The 23,900-nt window shown below is 60.5% G+C and carries 22 protein-coding genes; 20 read left to right on the forward strand and 2 right to left on the reverse strand.

What is annotated here, in order from left to right; translation table 11 throughout:
- Nucleotides 1–3 precede the first annotated feature (3 nt).
- From GIB19_RS23220 to GIB19_RS23245, 6 genes are all read left to right on the forward strand, one after another.
- Nucleotides 4–357 (forward strand): DUF4398 domain-containing protein, encoded by a 354-nt coding sequence (locus GIB19_RS23220; protein WP_027592884.1) that lies wholly within the window; start codon nt 4–6, stop codon nt 355–357.
- Nucleotides 354–1,166: an OmpA family protein gene (locus GIB19_RS23225; RefSeq protein WP_099428719.1), complete on the forward strand. Its 813-nt coding sequence runs from the start codon at nt 354–356 to the stop codon at nt 1,164–1,166. The genes GIB19_RS23220 and GIB19_RS23225 overlap by 4 nt, the downstream gene beginning before the upstream one ends.
- A gap of 274 nt (nt 1,167–1,440) precedes the next feature.
- Nucleotides 1,441–2,883, forward strand: a complete 1,443-nt coding sequence (locus GIB19_RS23230) for an aminotransferase-like domain-containing protein (RefSeq protein WP_027592882.1) — start codon at nt 1,441–1,443, stop codon at nt 2,881–2,883.
- 61 nt (nt 2,884–2,944) lie between these two features.
- On the forward strand, nt 2,945–3,421 hold the full coding sequence (locus GIB19_RS23235; RefSeq protein WP_274888201.1) for a hypothetical protein: 477 nt from the start codon (nt 2,945–2,947) through the stop codon (nt 3,419–3,421).
- 130 nt (nt 3,422–3,551) lie between these two features.
- Nucleotides 3,552–3,806, forward strand: coding sequence for a YkgJ family cysteine cluster protein (locus GIB19_RS23240; RefSeq protein WP_027592880.1), 255 nt, complete (start codon nt 3,552–3,554; stop codon nt 3,804–3,806).
- 33 nt (nt 3,807–3,839) lie between these two features.
- Nucleotides 3,840–4,445: an START domain-containing protein gene (locus GIB19_RS23245; RefSeq protein WP_274888173.1), complete on the forward strand. Its 606-nt coding sequence runs from the start codon at nt 3,840–3,842 to the stop codon at nt 4,443–4,445.
- Between the two features lie 233 nt (nt 4,446–4,678).
- On the opposite strand, the gene gltA is transcribed toward GIB19_RS23245, so the two are convergent.
- A complete protein-coding gene (gene gltA, locus GIB19_RS23250) occupies nt 4,679–5,968 on the reverse strand; it encodes a citrate synthase (protein WP_027592878.1) in 1,290 nt (429 codons plus the stop codon).
- 351 nt (nt 5,969–6,319) lie between these two features.
- Between gltA and sdhC the strand changes: the two genes are divergently transcribed.
- From sdhC to GIB19_RS23305, 11 genes are all read left to right on the forward strand, one after another.
- Nucleotides 6,320–6,706 carry a succinate dehydrogenase, cytochrome b556 subunit gene (gene sdhC / locus GIB19_RS23255; protein WP_077068487.1) on the forward strand — a complete coding sequence of 129 codons (387 nt, stop codon included), beginning with the start codon at nt 6,320–6,322 and terminating at the stop codon, nt 6,704–6,706.
- The gene (gene sdhD / locus GIB19_RS23260) at nt 6,700–7,068 is read left to right on the forward strand and encodes a succinate dehydrogenase, hydrophobic membrane anchor protein (RefSeq protein ID WP_027592876.1); all 369 of its coding nucleotides are present in this window, start codon (nt 6,700–6,702) and stop codon (nt 7,066–7,068) included. Before sdhC ends, sdhD begins: the two co-directional genes overlap by 7 nt.
- Before the next feature lie 3 nt (nt 7,069–7,071).
- Nucleotides 7,072–8,844: a succinate dehydrogenase flavoprotein subunit gene (gene sdhA, locus GIB19_RS23265; protein WP_027592875.1), complete on the forward strand. Its 1,773-nt coding sequence runs from the start codon at nt 7,072–7,074 to the stop codon at nt 8,842–8,844.
- An 11-nt stretch (nt 8,845–8,855) separates the two neighbouring features.
- A complete protein-coding gene (locus GIB19_RS23270) occupies nt 8,856–9,560 on the forward strand; it encodes a succinate dehydrogenase iron-sulfur subunit (protein WP_008091906.1) in 705 nt (234 codons plus the stop codon).
- A 245-nt stretch (nt 9,561–9,805) separates the two neighbouring features.
- Nucleotides 9,806–12,637, forward strand: coding sequence for a 2-oxoglutarate dehydrogenase E1 component (locus GIB19_RS23275; RefSeq protein ID WP_027592874.1), 2,832 nt, complete (start codon nt 9,806–9,808; stop codon nt 12,635–12,637).
- A gap of 42 nt (nt 12,638–12,679) precedes the next feature.
- Nucleotides 12,680–13,900, forward strand: a complete 1,221-nt coding sequence (gene odhB, locus GIB19_RS23280) for a 2-oxoglutarate dehydrogenase complex dihydrolipoyllysine-residue succinyltransferase (RefSeq protein ID WP_027592873.1) — start codon at nt 12,680–12,682, stop codon at nt 13,898–13,900.
- Between the two features lie 93 nt (nt 13,901–13,993).
- A complete protein-coding gene (gene lpdA / locus GIB19_RS23285) occupies nt 13,994–15,430 on the forward strand; it encodes a dihydrolipoyl dehydrogenase (protein ID WP_027592872.1) in 1,437 nt (478 codons plus the stop codon).
- 172 nt (nt 15,431–15,602) lie between these two features.
- Nucleotides 15,603–16,769 (forward strand): ADP-forming succinate--CoA ligase subunit beta, encoded by a 1,167-nt coding sequence (gene sucC, locus GIB19_RS23290; protein ID WP_008091914.1) that lies wholly within the window; start codon nt 15,603–15,605, stop codon nt 16,767–16,769.
- The gene (gene sucD, locus GIB19_RS23295) at nt 16,769–17,653 is read left to right on the forward strand and encodes a succinate--CoA ligase subunit alpha (RefSeq protein WP_003254203.1); all 885 of its coding nucleotides are present in this window, start codon (nt 16,769–16,771) and stop codon (nt 17,651–17,653) included. Before sucC ends, sucD begins: the two co-directional genes overlap by 1 nt.
- Nucleotides 17,654–18,147: 494 nt before the next feature.
- On the forward strand, nt 18,148–19,461 hold the full coding sequence (gene brnQ / locus GIB19_RS23300) for a branched-chain amino acid transport system II carrier protein (protein WP_027592871.1): 1,314 nt from the start codon (nt 18,148–18,150) through the stop codon (nt 19,459–19,461).
- A 223-nt stretch (nt 19,462–19,684) separates the two neighbouring features.
- The gene (locus GIB19_RS23305; RefSeq protein ID WP_274888176.1) at nt 19,685–20,434 is read left to right on the forward strand and encodes a DUF599 domain-containing protein; all 750 of its coding nucleotides are present in this window, start codon (nt 19,685–19,687) and stop codon (nt 20,432–20,434) included.
- A 67-nt stretch (nt 20,435–20,501) separates the two neighbouring features.
- Here GIB19_RS23305 and GIB19_RS23310 read toward each other — a convergent pair whose 3' ends face one another.
- Nucleotides 20,502–20,777: a hypothetical protein gene (locus tag GIB19_RS23310; RefSeq protein WP_027592869.1), complete on the reverse strand. Its 276-nt coding sequence runs from the start codon at nt 20,775–20,777 to the stop codon at nt 20,502–20,504.
- Nucleotides 20,778–20,930: 153 nt separating this feature from the next.
- Here GIB19_RS23310 and GIB19_RS23315 point away from each other — a divergent pair, with 153 nt between their 5' ends.
- The 3 genes from GIB19_RS23315 (at nt 20,931) to htpG (ending at nt 23,861) form a co-directional block, all read left to right on the forward strand.
- Nucleotides 20,931–21,407 carry a PaaI family thioesterase gene (locus GIB19_RS23315; RefSeq protein ID WP_274888178.1) on the forward strand — a complete coding sequence of 159 codons (477 nt, stop codon included), beginning with the start codon at nt 20,931–20,933 and terminating at the stop codon, nt 21,405–21,407.
- The gene (locus GIB19_RS23320) at nt 21,404–21,886 is read left to right on the forward strand and encodes a PaaI family thioesterase (protein WP_238215980.1); all 483 of its coding nucleotides are present in this window, start codon (nt 21,404–21,406) and stop codon (nt 21,884–21,886) included. The genes GIB19_RS23315 and GIB19_RS23320 overlap by 4 nt, the downstream gene beginning before the upstream one ends.
- Before the next feature lie 70 nt (nt 21,887–21,956).
- Nucleotides 21,957–23,861 (forward strand): molecular chaperone HtpG, encoded by a 1,905-nt coding sequence (gene htpG / locus GIB19_RS23325; RefSeq protein WP_027592866.1) that lies wholly within the window; start codon nt 21,957–21,959, stop codon nt 23,859–23,861.
- The last annotated feature ends 39 nt before the right edge of the window (nt 23,862–23,900 follow it).

Genomic DNA, 23,900 nt, shown 5'->3' on the forward strand with positions numbered 1-23,900 from the left:
TGCGTGAGAATCCAACCACTATTCCTTGCTCTGGCCATGCTCGGCCTGGCGGGTTGCGCCAACGACCCGGCGCCGAACGAGCAACTGCGCATTTCCGAGCAGGCGCTGGAACAGGCCAAGGCCGTTGGCGCCACCGAGCAGGTCGAGGCGCTGAAGCTGGCCGAAGACAAGCTGGCCCGGGCCAAGACCAACATGCTTACCGAAGATTTTCGCGATGCGCGCATGCGTGCCGAGCAGGCCGAGCTGGATGCACGCCTGGCCGAGGCCCAGGTGCTGAACCAGAAGAGTGAAGAGCAGCTGCAAGTGCTGCAATCGCGGGTTACGCGCCTGCGCAAACAGCTGGAGGTGCAGCCATGATGCGCCATACACCCATGACGGCGCTGGTGTTGCTGGCGTTGACGGCAGGCTTGCACGGGTGCGCCAGCCATCGCAGCGAGGCGGCGCTGGATGAAGCCAGTGCCACCTTCCAGAAGGTAAAAGACGACTCCGACGTGCTGCGCAGTGCGCCGCGCGATGTGATTCGTGCCGGTGAATCGCTGGCGCGGGCCGAGCGCCTGTCGAGTTATATCGGCACCGGTACCGATGTGCGCCACTACGCCTACCTGAGCCAGCGCTACAGCGAAATTGCCAGCGAACATGCCAAGCTTGCATTGAACCAGGAGCGCCTGGCCAAGCTCGACCTGGAGCGCCAACGCCTACAATTGGCGCTGCGTGAAGCGAAGCTTGCCAGCGTGCAGCAGCAAGGCAAGTGGGTCGAGTCGCAGATTGCCGCATTGGCTTCGGAGCAGACGGACCGTGGCCTGGTGATGACGTTGGGCGATGTGCTGTTCGATACCGGGCGTGCCGACCTGAAGAATTCGGCCAGCCGTACGGTGCTCAAACTGGTGCAGTTCCTCCAGCTCAACCCGCGCCGTGTGGTGCGTATCGAGGGTTACACCGACAGCACCGGCGCCTCGGAAGACAACCTGAAGCTCTCGCGTGATCGTGCGCAGGCGGTGGCTGACATGCTGGTGGACCTGGGCATCGACGAAAAGCGTCTGCAGGTTGAAGGCTATGGTGACCAGTACCCGATCGAAGCCAATGCTTCGGAGCGGGGCAGGGCGCAGAATCGCCGGGTAGAAATCGTCTTTTCTGACGACAAAGGCAAGCTCGCCCCCGCGCGTTGATACCCGACCCTTGTAGGAGCAGCCTTGTGCTGCGAAGAGGCCGGTAGCAGCCCTAGAGAATTGTGCTGTTATTACCGGCCTCTTCGCAGCACAAGGCTGCTCCTACACCGATTATCGGTGAGTGGGTGAGTTCCTGCGCTGGGGTACTGTCACGCGACTGTAGTGTTGGCTATTCTGCAATCTGTCCCAGTACACTTCGCAACTGTTACGGTATTCTCTACCGTCAGTGAGTCGCACAACAATAACGAGCCCGTCCGCGCGTCGAGATATCGCCATGACCAACCTGCTGCTTTACCAGCGTATCGCCCAGCAACTGGCCGAGGACATCCGCCGCGGTGTCTACCAGCCGGGTGAGCGCGTGCCCTCCGTGCGCAAGATGAGCGCCCAGCTCAATGTCAGCCACGCCACGGTGCTGCAGGCCTATGCCAATCTTGAAGACCAGGGGCTGATCCGCGCGCGCCCGCAGTCGGGCTACTACGTTCACCAGACCCCAGCCTTGACCGCGCAAACACCGGATATCGCCCGGGTAGAGCGCCCTGGCCTGGTGACCCGGGCCAGCATCATTCAGCAGGTGTTGACCGAAGCGCGCCGCGACGGCGTGTTTCCGTTCGGTGCTGCAGTGCCTCATGTGGATTACCTGCCGGTGCGCGCCCTGCATCAGCAGATTGCCAAAGTGACCCGCTTCCATAGCCCACGTGCGTTCAGTTACATGTTCAGCCCAGGCTTCGAGCCGCTGCGCCGACAGATCGCCATCCGCATGCGCGATGCCGGTGTGCTGGTCGATCCGCGTGAAATCATCGTGACCCATGGCTGCGTCGATGCCTTGCAGATGTCGCTGCGCGTGCTGACCCGCCCGGGGGACTTGATCGCCGCCGAGTCGCCGACTTACTACGGTTTGCTGCAGTTGGCTGACCTGCTGGGCCTGAAAGTGATCGAAATTCCAAGCGACCCGTCCACCGGGATCAGCCTGGAAGCCTTGCAGTTGGCCGCCAACCAGTGGTCGATCAAGGCGTTGGTGCTGACGTCGCGCCTGAGCAACCCGCTGGGCGGCACCATCCCTGAAGAACGGCAAAAACAGTTGCTGCGCCTGGCTTCGGACTTCGATATCCAGATCGTCGAAGACGACATCTATGGCGAATTGATGTTCGAACAAGGCAAGACCAAGGCGCTGAAGGCGTTCGACCGGCTGGACCGGGTGATCTATTGCTCGAGCTTTTCCAAGACCTTGTCGCCGGGGGTGCGGGTCGGCTGGATGGTGGCGGGGCGGTACCAGGACGAAATCCAGCGCCTGCAGACCTTCACCACCCATTCGGCCTGCAGCGTGACGCAGATGGGGGTGGCCGCTTACCTGGAAAACGGCGGCTATGACCGGCACCTGCGCTACATTCGCCAGGAGTACCGCAAGAACCTCAGTGCTTACCAGTTGGCGGTGCAACAGCACTTTCCTGAAGGCACGCAGATGACCCGGCCTACCGGCGGGTTCATTCTCTGGGTGAGCCTGCCGGGGCGGGTCAATACCCAGGACCTGCATGTGCGGGCGCTGGAGCAGGGCATCAGTATCGCGCCGGGGTTGATCTTCAGTAACACCGAGCAATTCAACCACTGCATCCGGCTTAACTGCGGTATCCCGTGGAACAAAGAGGCCGAGCGGGCGGTGATTACCCTGGGGCTTTTAGCCCAGCAATTGTGCAGAGAGACTACAGGTTCACTTTTGTAGGCTTGTCAGGCGCAGGCGGAACAGGGAGCATATGCATTTTCCAGCCTGACTGCCGATGTCCATGAAACTGTTGCGCTGTATCGCTCTGAGTTTTTGCCTGGTGCCGATCTGCTGTTTCAGCGGCGTCGCCCAGGCTGCGCAGCCTGCCGGCCAGGCGCAGGCTTCCCAAACCAAACCCGTGAAAAAGCCGGTGGCCAAGCCTGTGTCGAAACAGGCGGCTGGCAAAGCTGCCAAGCCTGCCAAAAAGCTTACGGCGCACAAACCGGTCAGCAAGGCGGTGGCTACACCGTTGCCCAAGCCCGCGCTGGACCTGAGTTTGCCTGTCGACATGGTCAACGACCTTGAGCCGAATGTGGGCAGTTCGGCCACGCGACGCAAACCTTTGCTGCCGGCCATGTTCACTGAAAAGCCACAGAGCGATGAAAGCCCGTTCCAGCTCAACGGCCGCTTGATCAGCAACGAAATGCAGCTGCAACTGCGCAATGAAAGCCGCCGCGATGTGGAAGGGGCGGCAATCGAGTTTGAGTACCGCCAATAGCCAGGCAACTGACTGCTGGGTCACGGCATATTTCATCGGGCCAGCAATTTCAAACGCATGTTTGAGCGGTTACTATCCGGGGACGTTCGTCCCGTTTTGCTCCAGGGAGACCTGATTTTGGTGAAAAGCCATGAATTGCCGTGAGGGTTGCGGTGCTTGCTGCATCGCCCCGTCCATCAGCTCTGCAATGCCGCGCATGCCCCAAGGCAAGCCAGCCGGCGAGCGCTGCCTGCACCTGACCGTCGACAACCTCTGCGACCTGTTCGGCAAACCCGAGCGGCCGGCGGTGTGCGGTGGGTTCAAGGCAGACATCGAGGTGTGCGGCAGTGATCGCGATGAGGCAATCAGGATTCTCGGTTGGTGGGAGCAGATGACGGCGGCGTGACAGGCTGGATCTTCGACAATAAGGATAAAGATGATGAGATCGTTCAAGCGTATTGCACTGCTGTGTGGCATGGGTGTGTTGTTGGCGCCCGCTGCCTGGGCCGAGAACTGGCAGGTGGCCAAGGACGAGGGGGGGATCAAGGTTTCCACCAGTGAAGTGGCGGGCTCCAAGTACAAGGCCTACCGCGGCGTTACCGTGATCAAGGCGCCGCTGGCCAAGGTCGAGGCGCTGCAAGAGGACGTAGCCGGGGCGTGTGCCTGGATTCATGAGTGCAAGTCGCAGAAGCTGCTCAAGCACGAAGGTGACCAAAGCTGGACCTACACCCAGTTCAACACGCCATGGCCAGTCACCCCGCGGGACTCGGTGCTGCACATCACCACGGTCAAGGAGGCGGACGGAAGCCTGACGCGTAACCTGAAGGAAGAGCCGACCTATCTCCCGGAGGAGAAGGGGTTCGTACGGGTGGCGAAAGTCGAGGGCTTCTGGAAGTTGGTGCCCAAGGGTGACACGACAGAAGTGACCTACCAGGTGCACACCGAGCCGGGCGGCAGTGTACCGGCGATGGTGGCCAACAAGTTCGTGGTCGATGCGCCGTTCAATACCCTGAAAGGGTTGCGTGAGCGGGCTGAGAAAAACTGAAGTTCAGGCGGGCTGCGGCCTTTGTGGGAGCGGGCTTGTCCCGCGAATGGGGCCGCGCGGTGCATGTCACCGGCTTTGCCGGTGTTCGCGGGGCGAGCCCGCTCCCACAGTAATCGCGCAAACTTTCAAAATTTAGGCAAGACAATTGCTCCCGCGACGCCGCATCGGTTCGAGCAAGATGGAAATAAAAAAGGCTGCCCGAGGGCAGCCTTTTTGCGTTCGGCTCGAGGAGCTTACTTGCGGTCGGTCAGGGCGACGATGTCGCGCTTCTGCTCGCCGGTGTACAGCTGGCGCGGGCGGCCAATCTTGTACGGGCTGGAGAGCATTTCTTTCCAGTGCGAGATCCAGCCGACGGTACGCGCCAGGGCGAAGATCACGGTGAACATGCTGGTCGGAATGCCGATTGCCTTGAGGATGATCCCCGAGTAGAAGTCGACGTTCGGGTACAGCGAGCGCTCGATGAAGTAAGGATCGGTGAGGGCGATCTCTTCCAGGCGCATGGCCAGTTCCAGCTGCGGGTCGTTCTTGATGCCCAGCTCGCGCAGGACTTCGTCGCAGGTCTGCTTCATCACGGTGGCGCGTGGGTCGCGGTTTTTATAAACGCGGTGACCGAAGCCCATGAGCTTGAACGGATCGTTCTTGTCCTTGGCCTTGGCGATGAAGGTGTCGATGTTCGAGACATCGCCGATTTCATCGAGCATGGTCAGTACGGCTTCGTTCGCACCGCCGTGGGCAGGGCCCCACAGTGCGGCGATACCGGCGGCGATACAGGCGAACGGGTTGGCACCCGAGGAGCCTGCCAGGCGTACGGTGGAGGTGGAGGCGTTCTGCTCGTGGTCGGCGTGGAGGATGAAGATCCGGTCCATTGCCTTGGCCAGCACCGGGCTGATCGGTTTGATCTCGCACGGGGTGTTGAACATCATGTGCAGGAAGTTTTCCGCGTACGACAGGTCGTTGCGCGGGTACATCATCGGCTGACCCATGGAGTACTTGTAAACCATCGCGGCCAGGGTCGGCATCTTGGCGACCAGGCGCACCGCGGAAATTTCGCGGTGTTGCGGGTTATTGATGTCCAGGGAGTCGTGGTAGAACGCCGACAGGGCGCCGACCACACCGCACATCACCGCCATTGGGTGAGCGTCGCGGCGGAAACCGTTGAAGAAGGACTTCAGCTGCTCGTGAACCATGGTGTGGTTTTTCACGGTGCTGACGAACTGGGCCTTCTGCTCGGCATTCGGCAGTTCGCCGTTGAGCAGCAGGTAGCAGGTTTCGAGGTAGTCCGATTGTTCGGCGAGCTGTTCGATCGGGTAGCCGCGGTGCAGCAGAATACCCTTGTCGCCGTCGATGTAGGTGATCTTCGACTCGCACGAGGCAGTCGCCATGAAACCAGGGTCGAAGGTGAAGTGACCAGTGGCCCCCAACCCGCGGACGTCGATTACATCAGGACCAACGGTGCCGGTTAAAATGGGCAGCTCGACGGGGGCAGCGCCCTCGATGACCAACTGCGCTTTTTTGTCAGCCATGTGGCCTCCTATTAATGCTTGAAATCATCAGACAGACCCCCCACGCAGGGCCCGCACCACTATAGAGGGATAAATTCAGATGTCAATTTGCCTAAAGGCTGGTTGAAACGGGGCCTGAGGCCTGATTTTTCTCGAAATTGTCGCCCATTTACGCCTTTTGCTCGCTAAAGGCAATGCGCTATTTGGGCTACCCCATCACGTTGTCATAAGCAGCCTAACTGTCTATACTCGGCACCCGACCGCCAGGGGCTTGCAAGCCCGAACTGCTGGGGGTCGCCGTTCCCTGGGTGGTGGGTACCTGACCAGTACACTTACCAACAACTTTGCCCTGTTCGCTAGGGGCTCTTCAGTGTGAAAAAAGCCGTGAAAAGCCAACGACCTGTAAACCTAGACCTAAGGACCATCAAGCTCCCGATCACCGCGTACACGTCCATTCTGCACCGTATCTCCGGCGTCATCCTGTTCCTCGGCCTGGCCATCATGCTTTATGCATTGGGCAAGTCCCTGGGTTCCGAGGAAGGCTTCGGTGAGGTGAAGGCGTGTCTGACCAGTCCGCTGGCCAAACTGGTGACCTGGGCCCTGCTGTCCGCCCTGCTGTATCACCTGGTGGCAGGTGTTCGCCACCTGATCATGGACATGGGCATCGGTGAGACGCTGGAAGGCGGCAAACTGGGCTCGAAAATCGTGATTGTCATCTCCGTGGTGGTGATCGTTCTGGTGGGAGTTTGGGTATGGTAACCAATGTCACGAACCTGTCGCGTTCGGGCCTCTATGACTGGATGGCACAGCGCGTCTCTGCGGTCGTTCTCGCGGCTTACTTCCTCTTCCTGATCGGTTACGTCGTAGCCCACCCAGGTATCGACTATGCCCAGTGGCACGGTCTGTTCTCCAACAACGCGATGCGGATCTTCAGTCTGCTGGCCCTCGTTGCCCTGGGCGCTCACGCCTGGGTCGGCATGTGGACCATTGCCACCGACTACCTGACGCCAATGGCGTTCGGCAAGTCGGCAACTGCGATTCGTTTCCTGTTCCAGGCGGTATGCGGCGTTGCGATGTTCGCTTACTTCGTCTGGGGTGTGCAGATTCTCTGGGGTATCTGATCCATGGCTAGCATTCCAACTATTTCCTTCGACGCCATCATTATTGGTGGCGGCGGCGCCGGCATGCGCGCAGCGCTGCAGCTGGCTCAAGGTGGTCACAAGACTGCCGTAGTGACCAAGGTCTTCCCGACCCGTTCGCACACTGTATCCGCCCAGGGCGGCATCACCTGCGCCATCGCTTCGGCCGACCCGAACGATGACTGGCGCTGGCACATGTACGATACCGTCAAAGGTTCCGACTACATCGGTGACCAGGACGCTATCGAATACATGTGTCAGGAAGGCCCGGCTGCGGTCTTCGAGCTGGACCACATGGGCCTGCCGTTCTCGCGTACCGAAACCGGCCGTATCTACCAGCGTCCGTTCGGTGGCCAGTCCAAGGACTTCGGCAAGGGTGGCCAGGCTGCCCGTACCTGCGCCGCTTCCGACCGTACCGGTCACGCGCTGCTGCACACCCTGTACCAGGGCAACCTGAAAGCCGGCACCACCTTCCTCAACGAGTACTACGCCGTTGACCTGGTGAAGAACCAGGACGGTGCGTTCGTTGGTGTGATCGCCATCTGCATCGAAACCGGCGAAACCCTGTACATCAAGTCCAAGGCCACCGTTCTGGCTACTGGCGGTGCGGGCCGTATCTACGCCTCGACCACCAACGCCCTGATCAACACCGGTGACGGTGTCGGCATGGCCCTGCGTGCCGGTGTACCGGTGCAGGACATCGAAATGTGGCAGTTCCACCCAACCGGCATCGCCGGCGCCGGTGTACTGGTCACCGAGGGTTGCCGCGGTGAGGGTGGCTACCTGATCAACGCCCACGGCGAGCGCTTCATGGAGCGTTACGCGCCGAACGCGAAAGACCTGGCCGGCCGCGACGTCGTTGCCCGTTCCATGGTCAAGGAAATCATCGCCGGCAACGGCGTGGGCCCGAACAAGGACCACGTACTGCTGAAGCTGGACCACCTGGGCGAGGAAGTGCTGCACAGCCGCCTGCCAGGTATCTGCGAACTGTCCAAGACCTTCGCCCACGTCGACCCAGTGGTCGCGCCGGTGCCGGTCGTGCCGACCTGCCACTACATGATGGGTGGTGTTGCCACCAACATTCATGGCCAGGCCATCACCATGGACGCCGAAGGCAAGGACCACATCATTCCGGGCCTGTTCGCCGTAGGTGAAGTGGCATGTGTATCGGTCCACGGCGCCAACCGCCTGGGCGGTAACTCGCTGCTCGACCTGGTCGTGTTCGGCCGTGCTGCCGGCCTGCACCTGGAGAAGGCGCTGACCGAAGGCGTCGAGTACCGCGATGCCAGCGACACCGACGTCGATGTTGCCCTGAACCGCCTGAACAAGCTCAACGAGCGCACCACTGGCGAAGACGTGGCAAGCCTGAAGCGCGAGCTGCAAAGCTGCATGCAGAACTACTTCGGTGTATTCCGTACTGGCGAATACATGCAGAAGGGTATCGAGCAGCTGGCTGGCCTGCGTGACCGCATCGCCAACGTGAAGATCAACGACAAGTCCCAGGCCTTCAACACCGCGCGTATCGAAGCGCTGGAGCTGCAGAACCTGCTGGAAGTTGCCGAAGCTACCGCCATTGCGGCCGAAGCCCGTAAAGAGTCGCGCGGTGCTCACGCCCGTGAAGACTTCGAAGACCGTGACGACGAAAACTGGCTGTGCCACACCCTGTACTACCCGGGTGAGAAGCGCGTTGCCAAGCGCGGCGTCAACTTTGCGCCGAAGACCGTGCCGGCCTTCGAGCCTAAAATCCGGACTTACTAAGGGTGGCTGCTATGTTGAAAGTCGAAGTTTATCGTTACAACCCCGACACCGACTCGGCGCCCAAGATGGAGTCGTTCGACGTCGATACCGGCGGCAAGGACCTGATGGTCCTGGACGTACTGGCACTGATCAAGGAAAAGGACGAGGGTTTCTCGTACCGTCGCTCCTGCCGTGAAGGCGTGTGCGGTTCCGATGGCATGAACATGAACGGCAAGAACGGCCTGGCCTGCATCACCCCGCTGTCGGGCGTGGTCAAGGGCAACAAGCTGGTGCTGCGCCCGCTGCCGGGCCTGCCGGTCATTCGTGACCTGGTCGTCGACATGAGCATCTTCTACAAGCAGTACGAGAAGGTGAAGCCGTTCCTGCAGAACGACACCCCGGCTCCGGCCATCGAGCGTCTGCAGTCGCCAGAAGAGCGTGACAAGCTGGACGGTCTGTACGAGTGCATCCTGTGCGCTTGCTGCTCGACCTCTTGCCCGTCGTTCTGGTGGAACCCAGACAAGTTCCTGGGCCCCGCTGCCTTGCTGCAGGCCTATCGCTTCCTGGCCGACAGCCGTGACACCAAGACCCAGGAGCGCCTGGCGTCCCTGGATGACCCGTTCAGCGTCTTCCGCTGCCGTGGGATCATGAACTGCGTAAACGTTTGCCCTAAGGGTCTGAACCCAACCAAGGCAATCGGTCACGTACGTAACATGCTGCTGCAAAGCGGTACCTGATTCAAAGCGTTGTACCTGCAGTAAGCCGAGGTGCGGGTGGTGAGCCCGCACTGAGGTAAAACTCGAGCAAGGGCCCACAAAGCCCGCGCTCATTACCTATGAAGATATGAGACCAGCAGGGGCTTTCCGGGCTGGTACCCGGAAAATCAGCAAGATCCAAGTGGCGTGGTTCAGTCGCTGTGTTCGGACTTTTCCAGGTTTGCTGTGGCTCTCGCCGATCGTCCCCTAACCGAGGGTGACCAAGCATGCAAGAAAGCGTGATGCAGCGCATGTGGGAAAGCGCCCACCTTTCAGGTGGTAACGCTGCATATGTGGAAGAGCTCTACGAGCTTTACCTGCACGACCCTAACGCTGTGCCAGAAGAGTGGCGCACTTACTTCCAGAAGTTGCCAGCCGACGGCAGCACCGCTACCGATGTATCGCACTCGACAATCCGCGACCATTTCGTACTGCTGGCAAAGAACCAGCGCCGCGCCCAACCGGTATCCGCCGGGAGCGTGAGCAGTGAACACGAGAAGAAGCAGGTTGAAGTTCTGCGACTGATCCAGGCCTATCGTATGCGCGGCCATCAGGCTGCCAAGCTCGACCCGTTGGGGTTGTGGCAGCGCCCTGCGCCCGTAGACCTGTCGATCAATCACTACGGCTTGACCAATGCCGATCTTGATACGACCTTCCGTGCCGGCGACCTGTTCATCGGCAAAGAGGAAGCGAGCCTACGCGAGATCTCCGAGGCGCTCCAGAAGACATATTGTCGCACCATTGGCGCCGAGTTCACCCACATCGTCGATTCCGAGCAGCGCAGCTGGTTCCAGCAGCGCCTTGAAAGCGTGCGCGGCCGTCCGGAATTTTCCGCTGACGTGCAGGCTCACCTGCTCGAGCGCGTCACGGCCGGTGAGGGCCTTGAGAAGTACCTGGGCACCAAATACCCAGGCACCAAGCGTTTCGGCCTGGAAGGCGGCGAAAGCCTGATTCCGATGCTGGACGAGATGATCCAGCGCTCTGGCTCCTACGGTACCAAGGAAGTCGTGATCGGCATGGCCCACCGTGGCCGTCTGAACGTGCTGGTCAACACCTTCGGCAAGAACCCGCGCGAGCTGTTCGACGAGTTCGAAGGCAAGAAGATGAACGAGTTGGGCTCCGGTGACGTGAAGTATCACCAGGGCTTCTCCTCCAACGTGATGACCACCGGTGGCGAAGTTCACCTGGCCATGGCGTTCAACCCGTCCCACCTGGAGATCGTTTCGCCAGTGGTCGAGGGTTCGGTGCGCGCCCGTCAGGACCGCCGCAACGACACCGTTGGCGACAAAGTGCTGCCGATCTCGATCCACGGCGATGCTGCGTTCGCAGGCCAGGGCGTGGTGATGGAAACCTTCCAGATGTCGCAGACCCGCGGTTTCAAGACCGGCGGTACCGTGCACATCGTGATCAACAACCAGGTTGGTTTCACCATCAGCAACCCGCTGGACTCGCGTTCCACCGAGTACGCCACCGACGTTGCCAAGATGATTCAGGCGCCGATCCTGCACGTCAACGGTGATGACCCGGAAGCCGTGCTGTTCGTGACCCAGCTGGCCATCGATTACCGCATGCAGTTCAAGCGTGACGTGGTCATCGATCTGGTTTGCTACCGCCGTCGCGGCCACAACGAGGCCGACGAGCCGAACGGTACCCAGCCGCTGATGTATCAGCAGATCAGCAAGCAGCGCACCACCCGTGAGCTGTATGCCGAAGCGCTGATCCAGGCCGGTCGCATCGATGCCGAGCGTGCTCAGGCCAAGATCGACGAGTACCGTAACGCCCTGGACAACGGCCTGCACGTGGTCAAGAGCCTGGTCAAGGAGCCGAACCGCGAGCTGTTCGTCGACTGGCGTCCGTACCTGGGCCATGCCTGGACTGCGCGTCACGACACCCGCTTCGACCTCAAGACCCTGCAAGATCTGTCGGCCAAGCTGCTCGAGCTGCCAGAAGGTTTCGTGGTTCAGCGTCAGGTCTCGAAGATCTACGAAGATCGCCAGAAGATGCAGGCCGGTGGCTTGCCGATCAACTGGGGTTATGCAGAGACCATGGCGTACGCCACCCTGCAGTTCGAAGGTCACCCGATCCGCATGACCGGCCAGGACATCGGCCGTGGCACCTTCTCGCACCGCCACGCGGTGTTGCACAACCAGAAGGACGCCAGCACCTACGTGCCGCTGCAGAACCTGTTCCCAGGCCAGCCGCGCTTCGACCTGTACGACTCCTTCCTGTCGGAAGAAGCGGTACTGGCGTTCGAATACGGCTACTCGACCACCACGCCGAACGCGCTGGTGATCTGGGAAGCCCAGTTCGGCGACTTCGCCAACGGCGCGCAAGTGGTGATCGACCAGTTCATCACCAGCGGCGAGCACAAGTGGGGCCGTCTGTGCGGTCTGACCATGCTGCTGCCGCACGGCTATGAAGGGCAGGGCCCGGAGCACTCCTCCGCGCGTCTGGAGCGTTACCTGCAGCTGTGCGCCGAGCACAACATTCAGGTGTGCGTACCGACCACCCCAGCTCAGATCTACCACCTGCTGCGTCGCCAGGTCATCCGTCCGCTGCGCAAGCCGCTGATCGTCCTGACGCCGAAGTCGCTGCTGCGCCACAAGTTGGCCGTCTCGACCTTGGAAGACCTGGCAGAAGGCTCGTTCCAGACCGTGATCCCGGAAATCGACACCCAGGATCCGGCCAAGGTCGAGCGCCTGGTGCTGTGTGGCGGCAAGGTCTACTACGACCTGCTGGAAAAACGCCGTGCCGAAGGCCGCGAAGACATCGCCATCGTGCGTATCGAGCAGCTGTACCCGTTCCCGGAAGACGACCTGGTCGAAATCCTGGCGCCGTACACCAACCTCAAGCATGCAGTCTGGTGTCAGGAAGAGCCGATGAACCAGGGCGCCTGGTACAGCAGCCAGCACCACATGCGCCGTATCCTGGGCCGCCACAACAAGGCACTGGTCCTGGAATACGCCGGCCGCGACGCCTCTGCCGCGCCAGCCTGTGGTTACGCTTCGAAGCACGCCGAACAGCAGGAAAAACTGCTGCAAGACGCCTTCACTGTTTAACGCCTTCGCGCACCTGAAACCGAATTTAAGGAAACACTGATAATGGCTATCGAGATCAAAGCCCCAACCTTCCCGGAATCGGTCGCCGACGGCACCGTTGCCACCTGGCACAAGAAGCCGGGCGACGCCGTCAAGCGCGACGAGCTGATCGTCGACATCGAGACTGACAAAGTCGTCCTGGAAGTCCTGGCCACCGCCGATGGCGTGCTGGGTGACATCGTCAAGGGCGAGGGCGATACCGTCCTGTCCGACGAGCTGCTGGGTTCGATCGTTGAAGGTGGCGCTGCCGCTGCGCCTGCTGCTGCTCCGGCCGCTGCTGCCCCGGCTGCCGCTGCCGCCGATGCTGGCGAAGACGACCCGGTTGCCGCGCCTGCCGCACGCAAGCTGGCTGAAGAGAACGGCATCGACCTGGCTACCGTTGCCGGCACCGGCAAAGGCGGTCGCGTCACCAAGGAAGACGTTGTCGCTGCAGTCGCCAACAAGAAGTCTGCACCTGCTGCTGCCCCGGCTGCCAAGCCTGCCGCTGCCGCTGCTGCCCCGGTTGTGACCGCCGCTGGCGATCGCACCGAGAAGCGCGTGCCGATGACCCGTCTGCGTGCCAAGATCGCCGAACGTCTGGTTGAAGCCCAGTCCAACATGGCGATGCTGACCACCTTCAACGAAGTCGACATGACCGAAGTCATGGCCCTGCGTTCGAAGTACAAGGACCTGTTCGAGAAGACCCACAACGGCGTACGTCTGGGCTTCATGTCGTTCTTCGTCAAGGCTGCCACCGAAGCCCTGAAGCGCTTCCCGGCTGTGAACGCCTCGATCGACGGCAACGACATCGTCTACCACGGTTTCGCCGACGTCGGCGTTGCCGTCTCCAGCGACCGTGGCCTGGTAGTACCGGTGCTGCGTAACGCCGAGTCGATGAGCCTGGCTGAAATCGAGAACGGCATCGCCACCTTCGGCAAGAAGGCCCGTGATGGCAAACTGTCGATCGAAGAAATGACCGGCGGCACCTTCACCATCACCAACGGTGGTACCTTCGGTTCGATGATGTCGACCCCGATCGTCAACCCGCCGCAGGCTGCCATTCTCGGCATGCACAACATCATCCAGCGCCCGATGGCCATCAATGGTCAAGTGGTCATCCGCCCGATGATGTACCTGGCGCTGTCGTACGATCACCGCCTGATCGACGGCAAGGAAGCGGTAACCTTCCTGGTCACCATCAAGAACCTGCTGGAAGATCCGTCTCGCCTGCTGCTGGACATCTAACCCTCTGGCTGCGTACCGTTCGGCCCCTGGCTTCGAAAGAGGCGGGGCCGCGCGGTTCGCGGCTTGTAGCTTGTAGCTGATAAGGAATCTTTTATGACCCAGAAATTCGACGTAGTGGTGATTGGTGCAGGTCCTGGCGGCTATGTGGCTGCCATCAAGGCTGCCCAACTTGGTCTGAAGACTGCCTGTATCGAGAAATACACCGACGCCGAGGGCAAACTGGCCCTGGGCGGCACCTGCCTGAACGTAGGTTGCATTCCGTCCAAGGCGCTGCTGGACAGCTCCTGGAAGTACAAGGAAGCCAAAGAGAGCTTCAACGTCCACGGTATCTCCACTGGCGAAGTGAAGATGGACGTCGCCGCGATGGTTGGCCGCAAGGCTGGCATCGTCAAGAACCTGACCGGTGGCGTTGCTACCCTGTTCAAGGCTAACGGCGTTACTTCGATCCAGGGCCACGGCAAACTGCTGGCCGGCAAGAAAGTCGAAGTCACCAAAGCTGACGGCACCACCGAAATCATCGAAGCCGACAACGTGATCCTGGCCTCCGGCTCGCGTCCGATCGACATTCCGCCGGCTCCTGTCGACCAGAACGTCATCGTCGACTCCACCGGCGCCCTGGAATTCCAGTCGGTTCCAAAGCGTCTGGGTGTGATCGGTGCGGGCGTGATCGGCCTGGAGCTGGGCTCTGTATGGGCTCGCCTGGGCGCTGAAGTCACCGTCCTGGAAGCCCTGGACACCTTCCTGATGGCTGCCGACACCGCCGTGTCGAAAGAAGCCCAGAAGACCCTGACCAAGCAAGGCCTGGACATCAAGCTGGGCGCTCGCGTCACCGGCTCGAAAGTCAACGGCAACGAAGTCGAAGTGACTTACACCAATGCCGAAGGCGAACAGAAGATCACCTTCGACAAGCTGATCGTTGCGGTCGGCCGTCGTCCAGTGACCACTGATCTGCTGGCTTCCGACAGCGGCGTCACCATCGACGAACGTGGCTACATCTTCGTCGACGATCACTGCGCTACCAGCGTGCCGGGCGTGTTCGCCATCGGTGACGTGGTACGTGGCATGATGCTGGCGCACAAGGCCTCGGAAGAGGGCATCATGGTTGTCGAGCGCATCAAAGGCCACAAGGCCCAGATGAACTACGACCTGATCCCATCGGTTATCTACACCCACCCGGAAATCGCGTGGGTCGGCAAGACCGAACAGTCCTTGAAGGCCGAGGGTGTTGAGGTTAACGTAGGCACCTTCCCGTTCGCGGCCAGCGGCCGTGCGATGGCAGCCAACGACACCGGTGGTTTCGTCAAGGTTATCGCTGACGCCAAGACCGACCGCGTACTGGGTGTGCACGTGATTGGCCCATCGGCTGCCGAACTGGTACAGCAGGGCGCAATCGCAATGGAATTCGGCACCAGTGCCGAGGATCTGGGCATGATGGTCTTCAGCCATCCAACCCTGTCCGAAGCGTTGCATGAAGCAGCGCTGGCAGTGAATGGCGGCGCCATTCACGTGGCCAACCGTAAGAAGCGTTAATTATAAGAAACCACGGCGGGCTGCCCGTCGTGAGTCTTGCGTGCATGACTCACCGCGGAAAGTCCGCCGGATCGGACTACACGGGATAACCCGGGGTTAACGGTCACAGGTGGTGCGGCGCCAGCAATGGCGCAGCGCCGAAGCGCAGTACCTAACGAAGACGGTAAAAAGCATGAATCTTCACGAGTATCAGGGTAAGCAGCTGTTCGCTGAATACGGCCTGCCAGTTTCCAAGGGTTTCGCTGTCGATACCCCTGAAGCTGCAGCAGAAGCTTGCGACAAGATCGGCGGTTCCGAGTGGGTTGTTAAAGCCCAGGTTCACGCAGGTGGTCGCGGTAAAGCGGGCGGCGTCAAGCTGGTTCGCAGCAAGGAAGACGCCAAGGCGTTCGCTGCGCAATGGTTGGGCAAGCGCCTGGTAACCTACCAGACCGACGCCAACGGTCAGCCAGTGACCAAGATCCTGGTCGAATCCTGCACTGACATCGCCAAAGAGCTGTACCTGGGCGCTGTAGTCGATCGCTCGAGCCGCCGCATCGTGTTCATGGCCTCCACCGAAGGTGGCGTGGACATCGAGAAAGTCGCTCACGAAACTCCTGAGAAGATCATCAAGGCTACTATCGATCCGCTGGTCGGCGCTCAGCCGTTCCAGGGTCGTGAACTGGCATTCCAGCTGGGTCTGGAAGGCAAGCAAGTTGCACAGTTCGCCAAGATTTTCGTAGGCCTGGCCAAGCTGTTCAAAGAACACGACCTGGCCCTGCTGGAAGTCAACCCGCTGGTCATCAAGGCCGACGGCGACCTGCACTGCCTGGATGCGAAGATCAACATCGACGCAAACGCCATGTACCGTCAGCCTAAGCTGAAAACCTTCCACGACCCGTCGCAGGACGATCCTCGTGAAGCCCACGCTGCCAGCTTCGAGCTGAACTACGTGGCCCTGGAAGGCAACATCGGCTGCATGGTCAACGGTGCCGGCCTGGCCATGGGTACCATGGACATCGTCAACCTGCACGGCGGCAAGCCAGCCAACTTCCTCGACGTAGGTGGTGGTGCTACCAAAGAGCGCGTTACCGAAGCCTTCAAGATCATTCTGTCCGACAGCAATGTCGCGGCCGTTCTGGTCAACATCTTCGGCGGCATCGTTCGCTGCGACATGATTGCCGAAGGCATCATCGGTGCAGTGAAAGAAGTCGGCGTTAAAGTTCCGGTCGTCGTTCGCCTCGAAGGCAACAACGCCGAACTGGGCGCTAAAGTACTGGCAGAAAGCGGTTTGAACATCATTGCGGCAACCAGCCTGACCGACGCTGCTCAACAAGTTGTCAAAGCTGCGGAGGGCAAGTAATGAGCGTCCTGATCAATAAAGACACCAAAGTCATCTGCCAGGGCTTCACCGGCTCGCAGGGTACTTTCCACTCCGAACAAGCCATCGCCTACGGCACCAAGATGGTCGGCGGCGTTACCCCAGGCAAGGGTGGCACCACCCACCTGGGCCTGCCGGTGTTCAACACCGTCAAGGAAGCTGTGGAAGCGACTGGCGCTGATGCTTCGGTCATCTACGTTCCGGCTCCGTTCTGCAAAGACTCGATCCTGGAAGCGGCCTTCGGCGGCATCAAGCTGATCGTCTGCATCACCGAAGGCATTCCTACCCTGGACATGCTGGATGCCAAGGTCAAGTGCGACGAGCTGGGCGTTACCCTGATCGGCCCTAACTGCCCAGGCGTCATCACCCCAGGCGAGTGCAAGATCGGCATCATGCCAGGTCACATTCACTTGCCAGGCAAGGTCGGTATCGTTTCGCGTTCCGGCACCCTGACCTATGAAGCCGTTAAGCAGACCACCGACGCCGGCTTCGGCCAGTCGACCTGCGTCGGCATCGGCGGTGACCCGATCCCAGGCTCCAACTTCATCGACATCCTGAAGCTGTTCCAGGAAGACCCGAAGACCGAAGCGATCGTCATGATCGGTGAGATCGGCGGTTCGGCTGAAGAAGAAGCCGCGGCCTACATCAAGGCCCACGTCACCAAGCCTGTCGTTTCCTACATCGCGGGTGTTACCGCACCTGCGGGCAAGCGCATGGGCCACGCTGGCGCCATCATCTCTGGCGGTAAAGGCACTGCGGACGAGAAGTTCGCTGCGCTGCAGGACGCAGGTGTTAAAACCGTGCGTTCGCTGGCCGACATCGGCAAGGCCCTGGCCGAGCTGACTGGCTGGGAAGCCAAGAAGTAATACGCTTCACCCCCCACGCGCACAGAGGCCACCTTCGGGTGGCCTTTGTCGTTTACGGGTTGCGGCAATCCACAGCTAGCCGATTCTGTAGGAGCAGCCTTGTGCTGCGAAGAGGCCGGTGTGGGCAATAAAGATTAGTGATAGCTGCACTGGCCCCTTCGCAGCACAAGGCTGCTCCTACAAGGGGAGAGGCATGAAGTGGGTTTTTCGATGGGTTTGATAGGGATTTTCACACAGACACTTTCCGCCGCGCTGCGATAATTACCCCGTCCCCGGTCGCACAGACGACAAACACATACGCACATCGGACAAGCAGCACTGTGCCAGTGCGTTTAACTGCTAAAACAGTTAATCTACGCGTTCACTCTGTGCCCGTCCCCCAAAAGGGAACGACACGCTAAACGGGTCTGGCTCACCAAGCCGGGCAGCATTTCCCTCATCCACAGGGAAATCCCCTCTCGAATCCCGATTTCAGCAGTGTGGTACTACCTTAAATGAAAGTTCTAAAAGGCCAGGATATCCTGGCGCTTGGCTTTATGACGTTTGCGCTTTTCGTGGGCGCCGGCAATATCATCTTTCCGCCTATCGTCGGTCTGCAGTCTGGCCCGCACGTGTGGATGGCGGCCCTTGGCTTCCTGGTGACCGCCGTGGGCCTACCCGTCATCACCGTGGTCGCGCTGGCCAAGGTCGGTGGCGGCATGGATGCCCTGAGCAGCCCGATCGGCAAGTTCTTCGGTGGCCTGCTGGCCGCCGTGTGCTACCTGTCGGTTGGCCCGCTGTTCGCGACGCCGCGTACCGCGACCGTGTCGTTCGAGGTCGGTGTGGCGCCGTTGACCGGTGAAAGCCCGTTGGCATTGTTCATCTACAGCCTGGTGTATTTCATCGTGGTGCTGGCGGTGTCCATGTATCCGGGCAAACTGCTCGATACCGTGGGGCGTTTCCTTGCACCGCTGAAGATCATCGCCTTGGCCGTGCTGGGCATCGCCGCGTTCGCGCTGCCTGCCGGCACCATTGGTGAAGCGCAACCGGCCTATGCCGCCGCGGCGTTTTCCAAGGGCTTCTCCGATGGTTACCTGACCATGGACACCCTGGGCGCTCTGGTCTTCGGTATCGTCATCGTCAATGCCATCCGCTCGCGCGGTGTCGAATCGCCGAAGCTGATCACCCGCTATGCCATCATCGCCGGCCTGATCGCGGGTGTGGGCCTGGCACTGGTGTACATCAGCCTGTTCCGCCTGGGTGCTGGAAGCCACGAAATCGCGGCTGACGCTACCAACGGCGCAGCCGTACTGCATGCCTACGTGCAGCACACCTTCGGTTCGCTGGGCAGCGGCTTCCTGGCCGTGCTGATCGCCCTGGCGTGCCTGGTGACCGCGGTTGGCCTGACCTGCGCGTGCGCCGAGTACTTCAGCCAGATTCTGCCGCTGTCGTACCGCGCACTGGTGGTGATCCTGGCGGGCTTCTCGCTGCTGATTTCCAACCTGGGCCTGACCAAGCTGATCATGTTCTCGATCCCGGTGCTTACGGCAATCTACCCGCCGTGCATCGTGGTGGTGGGCCTGAGCTTCGTGAAGGACCTGTGGAACTCGCCAACGCGCATTCTTGCGCCGGTCATGCTGGTGTCGCTGGTGTTCGGTATTGTCGACGCGATCAAAGGCAGCAGCCTGGCGCATGTCCTGCCGGACGCCGCTGCACACCTGCCGCTGAGCGATCAAGGCCTGGCCTGGCTGGTGCCGTCGGTGGTCACCCTGGCCGCTGCTGTGGTCTGCGACCGCATGCTGGGCAAGCCGCGCGAAGCGCTGGCTTGATAGGTTGAAGCCTGAGGGCGGCACCGGCCACAAGCCGTAGGGTGCCTGCCAGCGGTTCTCGCCTGAAAACCCCGCGTCCGAAAGGGCGCGGGGTTTTTGTTTGTGTGCACCGGCGATGGGCTGGGCAGGCAAAAACAATTTGTGACAGCGGTGTGTCTTTCCGGGCTTGCGGGCGTCGAAATGCGGTCTCTACTCTTGTGCACCTGGCTTTCGGGAAACCTGCATGAACTTCATTCAAAGCAATCTCAACAACCTGCTGGCAATCGCCTGGTTTGTCGCCTGCTGGGGCGGTTATACCCGCTATGCCATCTGGAAAGGCCGCGACACCGCCTGCCTGGCCAGCGTGCTGCACTTTTACCGTGAAGACTGGATGCGCCGCATGTTGCTGCGCGACAACCGCATCGCTGACGCCAGCGTGATCGGCAACCTGGAGCGCAATGCCTCGTTTTTTGCATCCAGCACCCTGATCATTCTTGCTGGCATTCTGACTGTTCTCGGCGCTTCGGACCGGGCGTTGTCGCTGCTGGCTGACCTGCCCTTGGTGCAGCAGGCGTCCCAGGGCATGTCGGAAATCAAGCTGCTGTGCCTGGCGACCGTGTTCGTCTATGCCTTTTTCACCTTCAGTTGGTGCATGCGCCAGTACAACTTTGCAGCCGTGCTGGTCGGCTCGGCGCCGATGATTGGTGAGCGCCTGGTCAATGAACTGGAGCGCAAGGCTTTTGCCTCACGTGCGGCGAGGGTGCTGTCGCTGGCGGCCAACCAGTTCAACTTCGGGTTGCGCGCTTATTACTTTGGCATGGCCATGTTGAGCTGGTTTATCAGCCCGTGGTTATTTATGGGCATGAGTGTCGGCGTAGTGCTGATTCTGTACCGCCGCGAGTTCCATTCCGATGTGCTGGATGTGATGGTGTACACGCCCACGGAAAGTGCGCCGATTGATACCGCTAAAGAAAGTTCCGTTTCCGGTGCCTGAAACGTTTAATCTTTAAACTGCAGATACAAAAAAACCCGACATTGTCGGGTTTTTTTGTACGCGCCGATTACTGCTTGGCAGGTTCGGCCGGAGTAGCAGGTGCTGCTTCCGTCGACGGAGCGGCTTCTTCAGCTGCCTTCTGCTGCGCTTCGGCCTGATCTTTGGCGGCTTCGGCGTTTTCCTTGGCGGCTTCGTTCATCTTATCCTGAGCTTCGCCCATCTTTTCCTGGGCTTGCTCAGCGTGTTGCTGCGCGTCCTGGGCTTTATCTTCGCTCGCTTTATCGCAAGCGGCCAGGCCCATGGTAGCAGCCAGCATGAGAGCAAAAGCAAAAGGTTTACGCATGGGGGTGTTTCTCCTTGGTGGAATAAGTGACTTGTTCCTTCGAGTGCAACTACGCGGAAGAAGTTCCGCGAAGGTTACAGATATATAACCCCCCGTTCTATATAGACTTTTTAACGTTTTTATGCCGTTGCATCAGCGGCCCGGGAACTTGCGATGAGCGATTCAAGCTTGATGGCCATGGCCGAACGTTTTCTGTCGGCCTTGAAGCATTGTCAGTTGTTGCACATGCGCGTGGCACATGCCGACGCCGACGGCATGACGTTGATCCTGCCGTGGTCGCCTGCGATCGTCGGCAACCCGCAAACCGGCGCGGTCCACGGCGGGGCGCTGACCACGTTGCTGGACACCACCTGCGGCATGGCCACCCTGTGTGCACTGCCGCGATTCGAGGTGTGCCCGACCTTGGACCTGCGCATCGACTACATGCACGCGGCCGAATCCGGCAAGGACATCTTTGGCCACGCCCAGTGTTATCGGGTTACCCGGGATGTGATCTTCACCCGTGGCAGCGCCTACCAGGACGACCCCGACCGGCCGATCTGCCAGGTGGTAGGCACGTTCATGCGCCTGGGGCCGCAAGTCAAGGGCGGCCTGGGCTTTGGCAACCGGCTCAAGGAAGGTGACGCATGATCCCTCTAGAGGTCCGTCAACAGCTCAATGCGGCCCATGCGGTCGGTGACTACCGGCCCCTGCTGGCGTTGATTCCCTATGCTGGCTTGATCGGCATCGAATGCGAGCGCGAGGGCGAGGACCTGTTGTTTCGCCTGCCCGCCAGTGCAGACAACATTGGTAACCCTTTACTGCCCGCGATCCACGGCGGGGTGATCGCAGGCTTCATGGAGCTTTCTGCGGCGCTGTATCTGCTGATCTTCAGCGAGAGTGCGAGCATTCCCAAGGTCATCGACTTCTCCATCGACTACCTGCGCGCCGGGCATTTTCGCGACACGTATGCCCAGTGCCAGCTGTGGCGCCAGGGGCGGCGGGTGACCAATGTCGCCATCACTGCCTGGCAGGGTGATCGGCAGTCGCCAATTGCCACTGCGCGGGCGCATTTCAAGATCGAACCGGAAAAGCCCTTGAAATCGTCTGGGCAGCCCCCATCTGCATGACATCCGCCATTAACGCAGGCCGAACTGGCTGCCAGGCGCCCACTGTCATCTGATCGGAGTTTTGAAGACCATGAGTGTGGAAACACAAAAGGAAACCCTGGGCTTCCAGACCGAGGTAAAGCAGCTGCTGCACCTCATGATTCACTCGCTGTATTCCAACAAGGAAATCTTCCTGCGTGAGCTGGTTTCCAACGCCTCCGACGCCGCTGACAAGCTGCGCTTCGAGGCCTTGGCCAAGCCGGAACTGCTCGAAGGCGGCGCGGATCTGCGCATTCGGCTGAGCTTCGACAAGGACGCCGGTACGATCACGCTCGACGACAACGGCATCGGCATGAGCCGCGAAGACGTCATCACCCACCTGGGTACCATCGCCAAGTCCGGCACCGCCGACTTCATGAAGAACCTCACCGGTGACCAGAAGAAGGACTCCCACCTGATCGGTCAGTTTGGTGTGGGCTTCTATTCGGCCTTCATCGTGGCTGACAAGGTCGACGTCTACAGCCGTCGTGCTGGCCAGCCAGCCTCCGAGGGTGTGCACTGGTCGTCGAAAGGCGAGGGCGAGTTCGAAGTCGCAACCGTCGACAAGCCAGAGCGCGGTACCCGCATCGTCCTGCACCTGAAGAAGGACGAGCAGGAGTTTGCTGATGGCTGGCGCCTGCGCAACCTGGTCAAGAAGTACTCCGACCACATTGCCCTGCCGATCCAGTTGCCAAAGGAGCAAGCCGCTGCCGAAGGCGAAGAACAGCCCGCCGAGGAATGGGAAACCGTCAACCGCGCCAGCGCCCTGTGGACCCGTCCGCGTACCGAAATCAAGGACGAGGAGTACCAGGAGTTCTACAAGCATATCGGCCATGACTTCGAAAACCCGCTGGCCTGGAGCCACAACAAGGTCGAAGGCAAGCTCGAATACAACTCGCTGCTGTACGTGCCGGCCCGCGCGCCGTTCGACCTGTACCAGCGTGAAGCACCGCGTGGCCTGAAGCTGTATGTGCAGCGCGTTTTCATCATGGACCAGGCTGAGTCGTTCCTGCCGCTGTACCTGCGCTTCATCAAAGGCGTGGTCGACTCCAACGACCTGTCGCTGAACGTGTCGCGCGAGATCCTGCAGAAAGACCCAATCATCGATTCGATGAAGACTGCGCTGACCAAGCGCGTGCTGGACATGCTGGAGAAGCTGGCGAAGAACGAGCCTGAGCAGTACAAGGGCTTCTGGAAAAACTTCGGCCAGGTGCTGAAGGAAGGCCCGGCCGAGGACTTCGCCAACAAAGAGAAGATCGCAGGCCTGCTGCGCTTCGCCTCCACCCATGACGACAGCGGTGAGCAGAGCGTCGCCCTGGCCGACTACCTGGCCCGTGCCAAGGAAGGCCAGGACAAGATCTACTTCCTCACCGGCGAGACCTACGCGCAGGTCAAGAACAGCCCGCACCTGGAAGTCTTCCGCAAGAAAGGCATCGAGGTCCTGCTGCTGACCGACCGTATCGATGAGTGGCTGATGAGCTACCTCAACGAGTTCGACGGCAAGAGCTTCGTCGACGTTGCCCGCGGCGACCTGGACCTGGGCAAGCTGGACTCCGAGGAAGACAAGAAGGCTCAGGAAGAAGTCGCTAAAGACAAGGAAGGCCTGGTCGAGCGCCTGAAAGGCGCGCTGGGTGAAAGCGTTGCCGAGGTGCGTGTCTCCCACCGCCTGACCGACTCGCCGGCTATCCTCGCCATCGGCGAACAGGACCTGGGCCTGCAGATGCGTCAGATCCTCGAAGCCAGCGGGCAGAAGGTGCCGGATTCCAAGCCGATCTTCGAGTTCAACCCGACCCACCCGCTGATCGAGAAGCTGGATAACGAGCAGAGCGAAGACCGCTTCGCCGAGCTGTCGCACATCCTGTTCGATCAGGCGGCCCTGGCGGCCGGTGACAGCTTGAAAGACCCGGCGGCCTACGTTCGTCGCCTGAACAAGCTGCTGGTCGAGCTATCTGCTTGAGTTGATGCAAAGGAAAGCCCGCTTCGGCGGGCTTTTTTC

This window comes from Pseudomonas sp. ITEM 17296, assembly GCF_028895205.1.
GTDB classification, from domain to species: Bacteria; Pseudomonadota; Gammaproteobacteria; order Pseudomonadales; family Pseudomonadaceae; genus Aquipseudomonas; species Aquipseudomonas kermanshahensis.

Coding starts and splice junctions, on each gene's coding strand:
- gltA (WP_027592878.1), bottom strand. CDS start 5,968: ATGGCTGACAAAAAAGCGCAGTTGGTCATCGAGGGCGCTGCCCCCGTC.
- sucC (WP_008091914.1), top strand. CDS start 15,603: ATGAATCTTCACGAGTATCAGGGTAAGCAGCTGTTCGCTGAATACGGC.
- GIB19_RS23275 (WP_027592874.1), top strand. CDS start 9,806: ATGCAAGAAAGCGTGATGCAGCGCATGTGGGAAAGCGCCCACCTTTCA.
- sdhA (WP_027592875.1), top strand. CDS start 7,072: ATGGCTAGCATTCCAACTATTTCCTTCGACGCCATCATTATTGGTGGC.
- brnQ (WP_027592871.1), top strand. CDS start 18,148: ATGAAAGTTCTAAAAGGCCAGGATATCCTGGCGCTTGGCTTTATGACG.
- sdhD (WP_027592876.1), top strand. CDS start 6,700: ATGGTAACCAATGTCACGAACCTGTCGCGTTCGGGCCTCTATGACTGG.
- GIB19_RS23235 (WP_274888201.1), top strand. CDS start 2,945: ATGAAACTGTTGCGCTGTATCGCTCTGAGTTTTTGCCTGGTGCCGATC.
- sucD (WP_003254203.1), top strand. CDS start 16,769: ATGAGCGTCCTGATCAATAAAGACACCAAAGTCATCTGCCAGGGCTTC.
- GIB19_RS23310 (WP_027592869.1), bottom strand. CDS start 20,777: ATGCGTAAACCTTTTGCTTTTGCTCTCATGCTGGCTGCTACCATGGGC.
- GIB19_RS23240 (WP_027592880.1), top strand. CDS start 3,552: ATGAATTGCCGTGAGGGTTGCGGTGCTTGCTGCATCGCCCCGTCCATC.
- GIB19_RS23320 (WP_238215980.1), top strand. CDS start 21,404: ATGATCCCTCTAGAGGTCCGTCAACAGCTCAATGCGGCCCATGCGGTC.
- GIB19_RS23270 (WP_008091906.1), top strand. CDS start 8,856: ATGTTGAAAGTCGAAGTTTATCGTTACAACCCCGACACCGACTCGGCG.
- GIB19_RS23230 (WP_027592882.1), top strand. CDS start 1,441: ATGACCAACCTGCTGCTTTACCAGCGTATCGCCCAGCAACTGGCCGAG.
- lpdA (WP_027592872.1), top strand. CDS start 13,994: ATGACCCAGAAATTCGACGTAGTGGTGATTGGTGCAGGTCCTGGCGGC.
- GIB19_RS23245 (WP_274888173.1), top strand. CDS start 3,840: ATGAGATCGTTCAAGCGTATTGCACTGCTGTGTGGCATGGGTGTGTTG.
- htpG (WP_027592866.1), top strand. CDS start 21,957: ATGAGTGTGGAAACACAAAAGGAAACCCTGGGCTTCCAGACCGAGGTA.
- GIB19_RS23315 (WP_274888178.1), top strand. CDS start 20,931: ATGAGCGATTCAAGCTTGATGGCCATGGCCGAACGTTTTCTGTCGGCC.
- odhB (WP_027592873.1), top strand. CDS start 12,680: ATGGCTATCGAGATCAAAGCCCCAACCTTCCCGGAATCGGTCGCCGAC.
- GIB19_RS23305 (WP_274888176.1), top strand. CDS start 19,685: ATGAACTTCATTCAAAGCAATCTCAACAACCTGCTGGCAATCGCCTGG.
- GIB19_RS23225 (WP_099428719.1), top strand. CDS start 354: ATGATGCGCCATACACCCATGACGGCGCTGGTGTTGCTGGCGTTGACG.